Origin of the sequence: Microbacterium mangrovi, assembly GCF_000802305.1 — a bacterium.
Classification (GTDB): domain Bacteria; phylum Actinomycetota; class Actinomycetes; order Actinomycetales; family Microbacteriaceae; genus Microbacterium; species Microbacterium mangrovi.
Genome location: NZ_JTDK01000001.1, coordinates 228958 through 243497, shown reverse-complemented (window position 1 = coordinate 243497; position 14540 = coordinate 228958). Strand labels below are relative to the sequence as shown.

10 protein-coding genes are annotated in these 14540 nt (G+C 69.0%); 4 read left to right on the top strand and 6 right to left on the bottom strand.

What is annotated here, in order from left to right; all coding sequences use genetic code 11:
* Positions 1 to 198: 198 nt before the first annotated feature.
* Positions 199 to 909, bottom strand: coding sequence for an SDR family NAD(P)-dependent oxidoreductase (locus LK09_RS01100; protein WP_039394472.1), 711 nt, complete (start codon positions 907 to 909; stop codon positions 199 to 201).
* A 101-nt stretch (positions 910 to 1010) separates the two neighbouring features.
* On the opposite strand from LK09_RS01100, the gene LK09_RS01095 reads away from it, so the two are divergent.
* The gene (locus LK09_RS01095) at positions 1011 to 1871 is read left to right on the top strand and encodes a helix-turn-helix transcriptional regulator (protein WP_197060941.1); all 861 of its coding nucleotides are present in this window, start codon (positions 1011 to 1013) and stop codon (positions 1869 to 1871) included.
* A gap of 27 nt (positions 1872 to 1898) precedes the next feature.
* On the opposite strand, the gene LK09_RS20455 is transcribed toward LK09_RS01095, so the two are convergent.
* Positions 1899 to 2666 carry a DUF4232 domain-containing protein gene (locus tag LK09_RS20455; RefSeq protein WP_197060940.1) on the bottom strand — a complete coding sequence of 256 codons (768 nt, stop codon included), beginning with the start codon at positions 2664 to 2666 and terminating at the stop codon, positions 1899 to 1901.
* Between the two features lie 76 nt (positions 2667 to 2742).
* Between LK09_RS20455 and LK09_RS01085 the strand changes: the two genes are divergently transcribed.
* Entirely contained in the window at positions 2743 to 3555 is an 813-nt protein-coding gene (locus LK09_RS01085; RefSeq protein ID WP_039394465.1) for a shikimate 5-dehydrogenase, read from the top strand.
* Positions 3556 to 3662: 107 nt separating this feature from the next.
* Here the strand turns inward: LK09_RS01085 and LK09_RS01080 are convergent, their stop codons facing one another.
* Together LK09_RS01080 and LK09_RS20450 are read right to left on the bottom strand one after the other, a co-directional pair.
* Positions 3663 to 5597 carry a potassium transporter Kup gene (locus LK09_RS01080; RefSeq protein ID WP_052226259.1) on the bottom strand — a complete coding sequence of 645 codons (1935 nt, stop codon included), beginning with the start codon at positions 5595 to 5597 and terminating at the stop codon, positions 3663 to 3665.
* Positions 5598 to 5759: 162 nt separating this feature from the next.
* Positions 5760 to 6371: a TetR/AcrR family transcriptional regulator gene (locus tag LK09_RS20450; protein ID WP_197060939.1), complete on the bottom strand. Its 612-nt coding sequence runs from the start codon at positions 6369 to 6371 to the stop codon at positions 5760 to 5762.
* A gap of 70 nt (positions 6372 to 6441) precedes the next feature.
* Here LK09_RS20450 and LK09_RS01070 point away from each other — a divergent pair, with 70 nt between their 5' ends.
* Together LK09_RS01070 and LK09_RS01065 are read left to right on the top strand one after the other, a co-directional pair.
* Positions 6442 to 7830 carry an amidase gene (locus tag LK09_RS01070; protein ID WP_039394461.1) on the top strand — a complete coding sequence of 463 codons (1389 nt, stop codon included), beginning with the start codon at positions 6442 to 6444 and terminating at the stop codon, positions 7828 to 7830.
* Between the two features lie 102 nt (positions 7831 to 7932).
* Positions 7933 to 9375 (top strand): APC family permease, encoded by a 1443-nt coding sequence (locus LK09_RS01065; RefSeq protein WP_039394460.1) that lies wholly within the window; start codon positions 7933 to 7935, stop codon positions 9373 to 9375.
* A gap of 56 nt (positions 9376 to 9431) precedes the next feature.
* On the opposite strand, the gene LK09_RS01060 is transcribed toward LK09_RS01065, so the two are convergent.
* Both LK09_RS01060 and LK09_RS01055 read right to left on the bottom strand, forming a co-directional pair.
* A complete protein-coding gene (locus LK09_RS01060) occupies positions 9432 to 10832 on the bottom strand; it encodes a VaFE repeat-containing surface-anchored protein (RefSeq protein WP_039394457.1) in 1401 nt (466 codons plus the stop codon).
* A 412-nt stretch (positions 10833 to 11244) separates the two neighbouring features.
* Entirely contained in the window at positions 11245 to 14346 is a 3102-nt protein-coding gene (locus LK09_RS01055) for a VaFE repeat-containing surface-anchored protein (RefSeq protein WP_052226257.1), read from the bottom strand.
* Positions 14347 to 14540 lie beyond the last annotated feature (194 nt).

The window sequence follows — 14540 nt, the reverse complement described above, 5'->3', positions numbered from 1 at the left end:
ACGGGCGCGCGTCGTCGTCGTCACCCACCCGGCCCACGGGCGGGTCGGTGCTGTCCACCCAGATCTCGATGCGCACGAAGCCAGCGTCACACCCGCGGCGCCGCGGCGGATCCGTGAGATCACGGATCTTCGGGCGTCACCGGCCCCTCACCAGCCCTCTCCCCTCACCAGCCCTCTCCCCTCACCAGCCCTCTCCCCTCACCAGCCGAGCTCGCCGGCATCCTCCTGGAACGTTCCGGTCGGTCCGTCGGGGCCGATCATCGCGAGCTTCGCGACGATCTTCGCGCTCTCCGCGGCGGGCCGTCCGGGGTGGCTGCCCGGATCGCCGCCGCCCAGTTCGGTCGCGGTGATGCCCGGCTCGACGGCGTTGAACTTCACCTCGGGATGCGCGTTCGCGTACTGCACGGTCAGCATCGAGACGGCGGCCTTGCTCGATCCGTAGACCAGCGAGACGAAGTGCGAGGCCGGGCGGGTCGGCTCGTGGGTGGCCCAGAACGAGCCGAGCGCGCTCGACACGTTCACCACCACCGGGTTGTCCGAGCGGGCCAGGAGCGGCAGCGCCGCCTCGGTCACCCGGACGATTCCGACGACGTTGGTGTCGTAGACCTCGCGCACGCTCGGTCCGTCGAGCGCCTCGCTCATTCCTTCGCCGCGCTTGGCGATGCCGGCGTTGTTGACGAGCACGTCGAGCCCCGTGCCCGACTCGGCGATCGTCGCGAGGGCGGCGGCGACGGAGGCATCCTGCGTCACATCGAGCTGCACGAAGCGGGCGCCGAGTTCGTCGGCGGCCGCCTGCCCGCGGTCTATGTCGCGCGCCCCGAGCCAGACGGTGTGACCGGCGGCGACGAGGGCCCGGGCGGTTTCCTTGCCGAGGCCCTTGTTCGCCCCGGTGATGAGTGTCGTTGTCATGGCACCATCCTTCGACGGCGCGACCAGGTCAGGCAGTCGTCCGGTTTTCGTAGGACCACCGGTACCAGGACAGGATGGCGGACCGCGCGCAGACTGGAGGGGTGGAAGTCTGGGAGTTCGGCAGAGCGGTGCGTCGCTGGCGCGACCGCGTCGCACCCGAGACGGTGGGGCTCACGCAGGGCGGCCGGCGACGGGCGGCGGGACTGCGGCGCGAAGAGCTCGCCGGCCTCGCCGGGATCTCCGTCGACTATCTGACGCGCCTCGAACAGGGCCGGGCGACGGCGCCCTCCGAGCAGGTGGTCGAGTCGCTGGCGCGGGCCCTGCGCCTGTCGGATGCCGAACGCGACCGCCTCTTCGAGCTCGCCGGTCGCAGCGCGCCGGGTTCCGGCATCGTCTCGCGGCGGGTGGCGCCGAGCGTACAGCGGCTCCTCGACCGGTTCGAGGGGATCCCGGTCGTCGTGTACGACGCGGCGTGGAACCTGGTCATCGCCAACGCGCCCTACGACGCACTGATGGGCCCGACCGCGGATCTGCGCGGCAACGAGCGCAACGGCGTCTGGCGCAACGTCGTCGGGCCGGCATCCCGCGCCCGGCAGACGCCCGCGGAGCACGAGGAGCAGGTCGCGCGCCTCATCGCCGATCTGCGGATGACGGCGGCCCGGTACCCGCACGACGACCGGCTGCGCCGGCTGGTGACCGATCTGCAGGCGGCGAGCCCGCGCTTCGCGGTGCTGTGGGAGACGGTCTCCGACTCCCCCGCGGCCGAGCAGTCCCGGCACAAAGTCATCGACCACCCGACCGTCGGCCCGATCACGGTCGACTGCGACACCCTCGTCGTGGCCCAGGACGACCTGCGGATCATGGTGTACACCGCCGAGCCGGGGTCCGAGGATGCCGAGCGGCTGCAGCTCGCCATCGTCCTCGGCACGCAGTCGCTCACCGCCGAGCCCCGCCGCGGGTGACGACCCTGCGGCGGGGCTCGGACGGTTTCACAGGTACAGGCCCGGGGTCACGAAGAACGCGTCGAGGCTGTGCACGTCGTGCAGCCACTCGGCGTGCTGGGTCGGGGTCTGCATGGCATCCGGCAGCGTGATGAGCTGGTGCAGCTCGGCGATCTGCGGCGTCCACTGCGTGGCGCTCCCGGCGTGCAGGGCGTTGATCGCCTGCTGCCAGTAGTACCCCATGTATGCCGAGATGGCGTGCCCGCCCCGGATCCACTCCAGCTGCGCCCGGGGGTAGCCGAGGTAGTGCGGCGAGCCGGCGACGGTCGGCTGCACGCGGAGTTCGCAGATGCTGACCTGCACCGGCAGGTGCGTCACGGCGGTGGTGCCCTCCGGCGTCACCGCGATCGAGTGCGACCAGGTGCACGGACCGCTCGTGACCGGGTTGAAGTTCATCCACGACATCTGCGACGAGGCGAACCCCTGCGGCGCGAGCGTGACGGTGGGGACGGGGTACCCGGTGGCGTGGCCGGCGTGCCCGATGACGCCGCCGGTGCCGTTCAAGGCGGCCACGGACGGGTAGCCGTGCATGGTGCACGGGACGGAACCGGTGTTGCGGAAGATCACGGCGGCGTAGCTGTGCCCGGCAGCGCCCTGCGTGAACGTCGCGGTGACGGCGAGCGAACCGCCGGTACAGGCGGTGTACGCCTCGGCGGGTGCGGCGATCGCGACGCCGCCGACGGCCATCAGGCCCGCGACGACGAGGGCGGCCAGCCGGGATCGCCGGCTCGGCCGCGTTGGTGAAGACGTGGACATGTTCGGACCCCTCTCTCGGATCTCGCAGGGAGGAGGCGGGGTCGCGCCCGGGTGATACCGGGTGGTGGAATGGGGCATGCCGATCTTGAACAAGGACATGACCCTGTGCATCTCGCTGGCCGGACGCCCGTCGAATCTCGGCACCCGGTTCCACAACTTCCTGTACGAGGAACTCGGCCTGAACTTCATCTACAAGGCGTTCACGACCACCGACATCGAGGCCGCGATCGCGGGGGTGCGCGGTCTCGGCATCCGCGGATGCTCGGTGTCGATGCCGTTCAAGGAGGCCGTCATCCCGCTCGTGGACGCCATCGAACCGTCGGCCGCCGCGATCGAGTCCGTGAACACGATCGTCAACGACGACGGCACGCTGACTGCGTCGAACACCGACTATGAGGCGGTCGCCGAACTCCTCGTCGAGCACGCGGTGGACCCGGCATCCTCCGTGCTCGTGCGCGGCTCGGGCGGCATGGCCAAGGCCGTGGTGGCGGCGTTCCGCGGCGCCGGATTCGACGACGTCACCGTGCTCGCCCGCAACGAGCAGGCGGGAAGCGCGCTGGCCGACAAGTACGGTTACCGGTTCACCGCCGACGACCCCGCTCCCGGCCATGCCGTGATCGTGAACGTCACCCCGCTCGGCATGAGCGGGCAGGATGCCGACGCGCTCGCGTTCACCCCCGCGCACATCGCCGCAGCCCGCACGGTGTTCGACGTCGTCGCGTTCCCCGCCGAGACCCCGCTCATCCGCGCCGCGCGGGATGCCGGCACCCCCGTCATCACGGGGGCCGACGTGATCGCCCTGCAGGCCGCGCGCCAGTTCGCCCGCTACACCGGGATCACACCCACCCGCGACCAGGTCGAGCGGGCCTCCGCCTTCTCCCGCGCGTAGCCCCGCCCGCGGCGTCGCGAGCGGAGGGGATGCGACGACCGGAGGAGGCATCCGGCGCCGAGCCTCCTCCCTTCGCGTCATCCACTCCGCCGAGGACGGGCGACGGGTCACAGCTCGATCTGGGACCCCATCACGATCACGCGGTCACGCGGCAGCCGGAAGTGGTTGCTCGCGTCGCTGGTGATGTGCGACGACGCGAGGAACAGCCGTTTGCGCCACTGCGCCATGCCCGGAAGCCGCCCCTCCCGCAGCTCGATCTTCGACAGGAAGTAGGTGGCGTCATCCAGGTCGAGGGTTCCCTCGGACTGGTCGGCGGGAAGGGTCGCCAGGGTGGCCGGGACGTCGGGGGTCTCGGTGTATCCGAAGCGCATCCTGACCAGGACGATGCCGTCGGTCGGATCACCCAGGTCGTCGACGACGAAGCGCCTCTCCTCCGGAAGCCGGGGCACCGTGTCGATCTCGACCGACAGCACCACGACCCGCTCGTGCCGCACGTGGTTGCGCTCGACGTTGGCGCGCAGCGCCAGCGGCGTCGTCGCGCTGCCCGGGTTGAGGAAGATCGCCGTGCCCGGAACCGTGGCCACCAGCGTCGACTTGCTGCGCAGCTTGTCGATGAACGCGTTCAGCGACCCTTCGGCCTGGGTGCGGCGCTCGGTGATCAGTTCGCGTCCGCGCTGCCAGGTGGTCATGACGATGAACGCGGCGAGGCCGATCGCGAGCGGCAGCCACGCGCCGTGGATGAACTTGGTCAGGTTGACGGCGACGAAGAGCAAGTCGATCGAGACCAGAGCGATGCCGCCGGCCCACAGCAGCCACGGCGGGACGTTCCGCCAGCGGCGGCGGGCGAGGTAGAAGAACAGGATCGTGGTCGTCGTGATCGCTCCGGTCACCGCCATCCCGTACGCGAAGGCCAGCGCCGCCGAGCTGCGGAACGCGAACACCAGGGTGACCACCGACACCATCAGCAGCCAGTTGATCCACGGGACATAGATCTGGCCATGGGTGGACGACGAGGTGTGCGCGACGCGCAGGCGCGGCAGGTAGCCGAGTCCGGATGCCTGACTGGCCACCGAGAAGGCACCCGAGATGACCGCCTGGGAGGCGATCACCGTCGCCGCCGTTGCGAGCACGACCATGGCGATCTGTCCCCATCCGGGGGCGAGGAGGAAGAACGGCGCCGAGATGTTCTTCGGATCCTGCAGGACGAGCGCCCCCTGGCCCAGGTAGCTGAGGGCGCACGCCGGGAAGACGAGCACCAGCCAGGCGAACGAGATCGGACGCCTTCCGAAGTGGCCCATGTCGGCGTACAGCGCCTCGGCGCCGGTGACCGACAGCACGACCGCGGCGAGGGCGAAGAACGCGATCTGGAAGTGGCCGACCATGAAACCGATCGCGTACGTCGGCAGCAGTGCGAGCAGGATGCCGGGATCGTGGGTGATCCCGCCGATGCCCAGCACCGCGACCACGGCGAACCAGACCACCATCACGGGGCCGAACAGGCGGCCCACGACCGCGCTCCCGAACCGCTGCACCAGGAAGAGCACCAGCAGGATCGCCGCCGTGATCGGGACCACCCATTCGGCGAGCCCCGGGTTGATGACCTTGAGGCCCTCGACGGCGGAGAGTACGGAGATCGCCGGGGTGATCATGCTGTCGCCGAGGAACAGGGCCGCGCCGAGCACGGCCAGGCCCGAGAGCAGCACCACGATGCGGGTGCGACTGCTGGGAGCCCAGCGCCGCAGCAGGGTGAGCAGGGCCATGATGCCGCCCTCGCCGTCGTTGTCCATGCGCATTGCGAGCAGCACGTACGTGACGGTGACGATGAGGATGATCGACCAGACGATGAGCGACACGACGCCGTACAGGTTCTCGGTGGTGAGGGGCACGGGGTGCGGGTCGCTCGGGTTGAAGACCGTCTGCAGCGTGTAGATGGGACTGGTGCCGATGTCGCCGAACACGACTCCGAGCGCCCCGACGATGAGCGCGAGCCGCAGCGGGCTGCGCGTGGGCGTGGGAGCGGTCGTCGCGATCGTGTCGGTCACAGACGAATCGTAGGGCCCGGTCCTGGGCGGTAAGGCCCGTCCTAACGACTTCCTTACGGTCGGATCGGCGCTCAGCGCCGAAGGCTCGGACGGGATCAGCGCCCTTGTTCCGGGAGGCGGTGGTCCCGTCGGTCTCGGTCGCGTCGGACGCGGCCCGCTGAGTCAGGCGTGCCGCACGAGCGTCGCGTCAAGGCCGGCGATGAGGGCGTCGAGGCCCTCGTCGAACATGTCGAGGTGGCGCATCGACGCGATGCCGGCATCCTGCCCGTCGTCGCCGCGCCCGTCGGCGCCCTGCGCGGCGCGGGCGCGGCTGCGGGCCCACACCACGAGGAAGCCGGATGCGTAGGCGTCGACGATCCCGAGGATCTGCCGCGCCTGCTCGGCGTCGAGCCCGGCGTGCTCGAGGCCGGTGAGCACGTTCGCGAGGTGCGGCGCGACCGGCGAGGTGTCGTACGGTGCGAGCGCGAGCAGCTCGAACGCGGCGGGAGACCGCACCGCCAGGTCGCGGTACGACCCGAGCGTGCGCCGCACGGCGCTGTCCCACGTCTCCGCGGGGACCTCGTGCAGGTCGAGCTGTTCGATCAGCCGGTCGACGATGGCGTCGACGAGGTCGTCGCGGCTCCGCACATGCGTGTAGAGGCTCATCGGCGCACAGCCGAGCTCGGCCGCGAGGCGGCGCATCGTGAGGGCGCCGAGACCGTCGCGCTCGATGAGCCCGATCGCCGCGTCGGTCACGTCGCGGCGGCTGAGCACGGGGACTTGACGGGACGGCATGGATGCAACATTATCGTCCGTACAGTGTACGGCACCGTACGATGTACGGCCACGAGAGAGGCATCCCTCCATGGATCTGTTCCGCCTGACCGCCACCGAGGCATCCGCGATGTACCGCCGCGGCGAGGTCTCCCCCGTCGACGTCCTCGAGTCGGCGATCGCGCGGACCGAGGCGACCGAGCCGCGCATCAACGCGGTCACCGAGCAGTGGGTGGACGAGGCCCGGGCGGCGGCCGCGGCATCGGAGGCGCGCCTCGCCCGCGGCGAGCGGATCGGCGCCCTGGAGGGCATCCCGCTCATGCTGAAGGACGAGCAGCCCGTCGCCGGACGCCTGCTCGAAGACGGCAGCCTGCTCGACAAGGGCTCCATCGCCACCGAGACGCATCCCATCGTCGAGCGCATCCAGGCCGCGGGCGCGGTCGTCCACGGACGCACCACGACGCCCGAGTACTGCTGCGCCCCGGTGACGCACTCGAAGCTCTGGGGCATCACCCGCAACCCGTGGAACACCGACTTCACCCCCGGCGGATCCTCGGGCGGTTCGGGTGCCGTGCTGGCGGCCGGCTCGACGATTCTCGCGACCGGCAGCGACATCGGCGGATCGATCCGCATCCCGTCGTCGTTCTGCGGCGTCATCGGGTTCAAGCCCCCGTTCGCCCGCGTCCCCGGTCTCGCTCCCTTCAACTCCGACACCTACTGCGCGGACGGGCCGATGGGCCGCAGCGTCGCCGACGTCGCCCTGCTGCAGAACGTCATCTCGGGCCCGTGGGTGGGGGATGCCGCATCCCTGCGGGAGGTCGTCACCGTCTCGGGCGAGGCCGGCCCCCTCACCGGCATGCGGATCGCGGTCTGCCTCGACCTCGGCGGGTACGAGGTCGATCCGGTGGTGGAGGCGAACACCTGCGCCGTGGCGGAAGCGCTCGTCGCGGCCGGCGCGAAAGTCGACTTCGTCGAGCTGCCGTGGGGCCCCGACCGGGTGCTGAAGACCGCGTGGCCGCACTTCGGCGCAGTCATGGGCCCGTTCATCGAGAGCGTTCTCGAAGGCGACCCGGCCCGCGCCGAGCAGCTGATGCCGTACACCCGGGCGTTCGCGGAGTCGGCCGGCGGAGACTACGTCGAGGGACTCGTCGCCGAGACCGCCTTCTATCGGCCGTTCGCCGAGCTCATGACCGGATACGACGCCCTCGTCTGCCCGACGATCGCCACCACGGGCCTCGCCGCCGACGAACCGAGCACCGACAGCGCGGCGATCTTCTCCCAGCTCATGACCCTGCCGTTCAACGTCATCGGCCGCGTGCCGGTGCTCGCCGTCCCGTCCGGTCTGGCACCGAACGGCGTTCCCACCGGCGTCCAGATCGTCGGGCGCACCTTCGACGACGCCACCGTGTTCCGCGTGGGCGCCGCCCTCGAGCAGGAGCTCGGACTGTGGACCGACCCGGCCTGGTGGCCCGCCGTCTGATCGCCGATCCGGATGCCGCGCCCGCGCAGCCGGCGCGGCATCCACCCCCTCCCGCAGCATCGGCTGCGTCCGTCATCACCGTCGCTGACACCAAGGAGCCCCATGACCGCGACATCCTCCTCCCCCTCCCCCGCCACGACCGGGTCCAGCCCCGGCCTCGCCCGCGGCAAGCTCGGCACCTTCGACATCTTCTTCTTCGTCGTCGCCGCCGCGGCACCGCTCGCGGTCATGGCGGGAGCGGCGCCGCTCGCCTTCCGCCTGGGCGGCATCGGCACGCCCGGCGCGTATGTGTTCAGCGGGGTCGTCTACGTGCTGTGCGCGGCCGGCTTCACCGCGTTCGCCCGCTACGTGCGCAACGCCGGGGCGTTCTACGCGTTCATCGGCCGCGGCCTCGGCGCGCGTGCGGGCGGAGCCGCGGCGATGGTCGCGCTGCTGTCGTACGCCCTGATCTGCGCGGGTTTCTACGGATTCCTCGGGTTCTACGCGGCATCCACGCTCAATCAGCTGTTCGGCATCCACCTGCACTGGTCGGTGTACGCGCTGGCGGGTCTGGCCGTGGTCGGATTCCTCGGCTTCCGCCAGATCGACATCGGCGCCCGCGTGCTCGCCGTGCTGATGTCTCTGGAGGTGGTGATCCTCCTCGCGCTCGCGATCGCGGTGCTGGTCACCGAGGGCACCGCGCACTTCACCGTGGCACCCTTCCTTCCGGGCAACGTCTTCAACCTGGCGAGCGGCGGGATGTTCGTGCTCGCGCTCGGCGCGTTCATCGGGTTCGAGGGCACCGCCATCTACGCCGAGGAAGCCCGCGACCCCGCCCGCACCGTACCGCGGGCGACCTACCTCGCGGTGGGATTCCTGGCCCTGTTCTACGGATTCATCGCGTGGATCGCCGTCGACGCGCTCGGGGTCGACGGGCTGCTCAAGTACTCCCTGTCGGATGCCTTCCAGGGCCTGTACTTCATGCTCGCCGACTCGTACCTCGGAAAGTGGGCGAGCACGGTGATGGGGCTGCTCATCGTGACGAGCATCCTCGCCGCGACCATCGCGTTCCACAACGCGACCTCGCGCTACCTGTTCGCCCTCGGTCGTGACGGGCTGCTGCCGGCGCGCCTCGGGGTCACGCACCCGCGCTTCCGGTCTCCGGCCCTGGCCAGCATCGTCACCACGGTCGTCTCGCTGGTGCTCATCGTGATCACCGTGCTGCTGCACGGCGACCCGTACCTGCAGCTGCTCCTGTGGACCAACGGCATCGGGATCATCGGGGTCGTCGCCCTGCAGGCGCTCTGCATGGTGAGCGTCGTCCGGTTCTTCTCCCGTGACCGGCGCGGGCACGGGGTGTTCCGCGTGATCGTGGCACCACTGCTCGGTCTCGTCGGGCTGGTGGTCGGGCTCGTGCTGATGCTGATGAACCTGGACCTTCTCACCGGCCGCACCGACTGGGTCAACTGGGCACTGATGGCCCCGCTGGTGGTGGCCGCGGTGTTCGGCGCGGTCTGGGCCGGCCGCCGCCGGGCGGCATCCATCGCGGCATCCGCGTCCGAGTGAGCACGAGATGGCCCCGGGTCTGCGGACCGGGGCCATCTCGTTCGTGTGGCGTGGGATCAGCTGGTCGTCTTGCGACGGATCCGGATGCCGCCTGCGCCGAGCAGAGCGATCATCCCGGCCGCGAGCGCGCCGCCCATCCAGCCGCCGGTGCTGCCGCCGTTGTCGACGGTGCCTCCGGTGTTCACGCTCGGCCCGTACGTCGACGGGGTCGGCGTCGGCGTCGGTGTCGGGGTGGGTGCAGGCGGGGTGGGCTTGTCGACGTGCACGGTCTGGGACGTCGCGGTGATGTCCTCATGCGCGGCCACGACGACGTTCGCGTCCAAGACCTTCTCGAACACGACCAGGTCGTCTCCGGCGAACCCCTCCGGCAGGGTGAAGTCGACCTCCACCGAACCATCGGCTGTGGTCGGGGTGAGCGTCTTGGACGCCGTGATCCCGGTCGACTTACCGGTGGCCTTGTCCATCAGCACACCGGTGACCGTGTACTCGGTGCCCGGTGTCAGACCGGTGTACGAGACGACATCCTTCACGACACCGCCGGTGGAGGGCAGCCCGTGATTACCATCGGCCTTGTCCGTCGCCGTCGTGGAAATCTCAGGCGGGGCCGGAGCGAGGTCGACATCGATCGTCGCGCTGCGTTCCACCGGTGTCGCTGCGCCCATCGAGAGCTCCTGGTCTTGCGGTTCGGTCGTGTCGACCCAGATGTGACCGTCTTGGTGCACGTAGGTGCCGGACGCCGTGACCGTGACGTTCTGCGGCTCGGCCGACGTGACCCAGAACCGGTCTCCGTCGAGCACTGTCGTCAGAGGGCTGCCGGCGCTGTCCACGATGGTTCCGCCCGCGGACGCAGAAAGGGACACGACGCTCACCTGATCCGTGGTCACGACGAACGGGCCGGCCTTCTGACCGGGCGTCGACACGAAACCGGGACCCTTGGTGAGGCTGATGGAGCCGCCGTCCGCGCTGTTGGGCGAGATCGGCGTCGCGTGGTCGACGAGCCAGGTGTAGAGCCGGCCCGTCGGGGTGGCGAGTTCTGCGGGCTCCGGGACGATGCCGTTCGTGAAGTACCAGATGGCGTGCTGCGTGCCTGCACTCAGAACGGACGCGGGCTGCACGGGGATGCCGGTCTCAGCAGAGACCTCAGCGGGAGTCAGGGACGGATACGAGTGCGCGAGGATCCACAGCACGTCACCGCGCACGGACGGATCCGTGTTCCACCGTGTCGTGGCACCGGTGTAGGAGTTCCAGTCGGTTTCGCGGTAGGTGTTGCCGACGTCGGGACCCTTCTTCCACCGATCAAGGCAGTACGCGTAAGAGCCGTCGCTCAGCTGGTAGAAGTTCTCCTGCGGCGACTCCCAGATCAGGGTCGCCGTGTCGCCGACGGCGGCGCTCGCCGCGACGGCACCACCGAAAGCGGACCCCGCGATGGCCGCGACGGTCGCCGCCGCCGCGATCATTCGTCGCAGGCGCTTCTGCCCGATCCCCCGGCGGGATCTCCTCGTGGGAGCTTCGGAGGTCGGATGCAGACGCGGATCGTGCGGTGGCCTGTTCTCGCTCATTTAGGCGGGCGTCCTCTCGGGTTGTTTCGACTTGACCTCAGCGGGGCCTGCTGCCCCGCGCTGAGTTCCAAGCCTCCGTCCGAGTCCGACCGCAAAAGCGCCGAAGTCCCAGAATTGAGTACCGAACCGCCCCATTATGAGTAATCCTGCCGCGTCCGCCCGCACACAATGTGCCCATTTGCTCAGACGTCGGCCTGCAGATTGAGTAGTGAGCCATAGGCGAGGATGCCGATGGCCCCCGGTCCTGGGGCGACTCGTTGAGGGAGCCGGTCCCAGGCCCGGGGGCCATCAGGGAGAAGCGGTCAGAGAATCAGTCGGTCGTCTTGCGACGGATCCCGATGCCTGCTGCTCCGACCAGGGCGATGATGCCGGCCGCGAGCGCGCCGCCCATCCAGCCGCCGGTGCTGCCACCATTGTCGACAGTGCCGCCGGTGTTCACGCTCGGCCCGTACGTCGGCGCCTTCGGGGTCGGCGTGATCGGGGCGAACGGCTTGTCGACGTGCACGGTCTGGGACTTCGCGTTGATGTCCTCGTGCGTGGCGACGACACCCCGGGCGTCCAGGACCTTCTCGAACGCGACCAGGTCGTCACCGGCGAACCCGGTGGGCAGATTGAAGTCGATCTCCACACTGCCGTCAGCCGCGGCCGGCGTGAACTTCTTGGACGCGGTGATACCCGTCGACTTACCGGCGGCCTTGTCCATCAGAACACCATTGACCGTGTACTCCGTACCCGGAACCAAGCCCGTGTACTTCACGATGTCGGAGACCACACCACCGTTGGAGGGCAGTTCCTTGTCCCCATCCGCCTTGTCCGTCGCCGTGGTGGTGACGGCCGGCTTCTCGTCGACTGATACGGTCTGAGACTTCGCGTTGATGTCCTCGTGCTTCGCGACGACGCCGCTGCTGTCGGCGATCTTCTCGAACGCGACCAGGTCATGCCCGGCGAACTTCGCCGGAACCGTGAAGTCGATCTCCACACTGCCGTTCGCGGTCGTGGGGGTGAAGGTCTTCGACCCGGTGATCCCGGTGGACTTGCCGGTGGCCTTGTCCATCAGCTCACCCGACATCGTGTACTCGACACCCGGAACCAGGTTCGTGTACTTCACGATGTCGGAGACCACACCACCACGGAACGAGAGCTCCTGGTCCCCATCGGACTTGTCCGTCGCCGTCGTCGACACCGCAGGGGTGTTGTCGACGTGCACGGTCTGAGACTTCGCGTTGATGTCCTCGTGCTTCGCGACGACGCCGCTGCTGTCGGCGACCTTCTCGAACGCGACCAGGTCATGCCCGGCGAACTTCGCCGGAACCGTGAAGTCGATCTCCACACTGCCGTTCGCGGTCGTGGGGGTGAAGGTCTTCGACCCGGTGATCCCGGTGGACTTGCCGGTGGCCTTGTCCATCAGCTCACCCGACATCGTGTACTCGACACCCGGAACCAGGTTCGTGTACTTCACGATGTCGGAGACCACACCACCACGGAACGAGAGCTCCTGGTCCCCATCGGACTTGTCCGTCGCCGTCGTCGACACCGCAGGGGTGTTTCCCACGGTCACCGTCTGTGCGGCGGAGTTGATGTCCGCGTGCTTCGCGACCTCGCCCTTCGCATCGATCAGCGACTCGAACGCGACCAGCGACCTGCCGGCCTCCCCCGCGGGAACCGTGAAGTCGATCTCCACCGAACCGTCCGCGGACGTGGGGGTGAAGGTCTTGGAACCCTTGATGCCGGTGCCCGTGCCGGTGGCCTTGTCCATCAGCTCACCCGACATCGTGTACTGGATGCCCGGGGTCAGACCCTTGTACGAAACGACATCCTTCACGACACCACCACGGAACGGCAGCACCTTGTCACCGTCGGACTTGTCTGTGGCCGTCGTCGCAATGGTCGGGGCCTGGTCGACGACCACCGTCTGCGCTGCCGAGTTGATGTCTTCGTGCTTCGCAACCGCGCCGTTCGCATCGGTCAGATCCTCGAACGCCACCAGCGACTTGCCGGCATCCCCCGCGGGAACCGTGAAGTCGATCTCCACCGAACCGTTCGCACTGGTCGGCGTGAAGGTCTTGGAGGCCTTGATCCCTGTGCCCGTACCGGTGGCCTTGTCCATCAGCTCACCCGACATCGTGTACTGCGTCCCGGGGGTCAGGTTCTTGTACGCGACGACATCTTTGACGACGCCGCCGCGGAACTCGAGTTCCTTGTCACCGTCGGCCTTGTCCGTCGCGGTCGTCGAGATCGCCGGCGCCGGCGCCGGCGTGTCCACGGTCACGGTCTGTGCAGCCGAGTTGATGTCCTCATGCTTCGCCACAGCACCGTTCGCATCGGTCAGATCCTCGAACGCCACCAGCGACCTGCCGGCATCCCCCGCGGGAACCGTGAAGTCGGTCTCCACCGAACCGTTCGCGGACGTGGGGGTGAAGGTCTTGGAGGCCTTGATGCCGGTGCCCTTACCGGTTGCCTTGTCCATCAGCTCACCCGACATCGTGTACTCGACACCCGGCGTCAGGCCGGTGTACGAAACGACATCCTTCACGACGCCACCCGAGGCCGGGAGCACCTTGTCACCGTCGGCTTTGTCCGTCGCCGTGGTCGAGATCGACGGGGTCGGACCGTTGTCCTGAACCGACACGGAGATCTGGTCCGAGGCCTTGACCGGCAGGCCGCCGACCATCTCCTGGTTGTTCTTCGAGAGGTCCTTGAAGATGTGGCCCAGACTCCAGCCATCGCCCGACGCTGTTGCGGTGTACGAACCGGCTTGGGAGACCTTCAGATAGAACGACCCGTTGTCTGCGACATCCGTGATCGCCTGGCCCTGCGCGTTGACGACCTGAGCGCCGGATGAACCGGTCACCGCGGCGTCCGGCATCCCTTCGGTGTCGACCACGAACGGGCCGACGAGACCGGAATCGACGGACGCGAAGTTGGCGCCCTTCGTGATATGGACGGTCGGCGCCGGGTACGACGTGATCGGCACGGCGTTCCGGACGAGCCAGTCGGACATGGGGTCGCCACTGCTTCCGATGCCGGTCGTCACCTGCCAGATCGCGTCCTGCGTCTCGAAGCCGGCGAGGGGTTCTCCCTGGCTGTCCGGAATCGTGACCCCGGCTTCCTTCTCCATCTGCTCCTTCGAGAGCACGGGGTATCCGTGCGCGAGGATCCAGAGGACCTTTCCACGCACCGTCGCACTCTGGTAGACCGGGTCCGTTGCTCCGGCGGTCTCCGTGAGGACGGTGCCCTTCGAGTTCGGCGTCACCTGATAGTCGATGCAGTAGGCGAAGCCCCCGCCGCTGAGTTGAACCATCGACAAAGTGGCGCCGTTGAGGTCGGTGAAGGTGTCGCCGACGGCCGCATTCGCAGCGGCACCGCCGAAGGCGGCCCCGGCGATCGCGACGACGGTGGCCGCGGCGATCACGGAGCGACGAGCGTTCCTGTGACGCGCGCGAACCGTGCAGACGTCTTCGGATCGCTCGGAGTGGCGCGTGGGTCGCGCCCGTCCTGTTCTAGTCATACGCGTTCTGTCCTTGCAGTTGAACTGATCGAGCCGGGGCCGACGGGTGGCGTCCGGACCCGATCGTCAATGCTTCGACGCGGAGCGGCGTTCGAGCC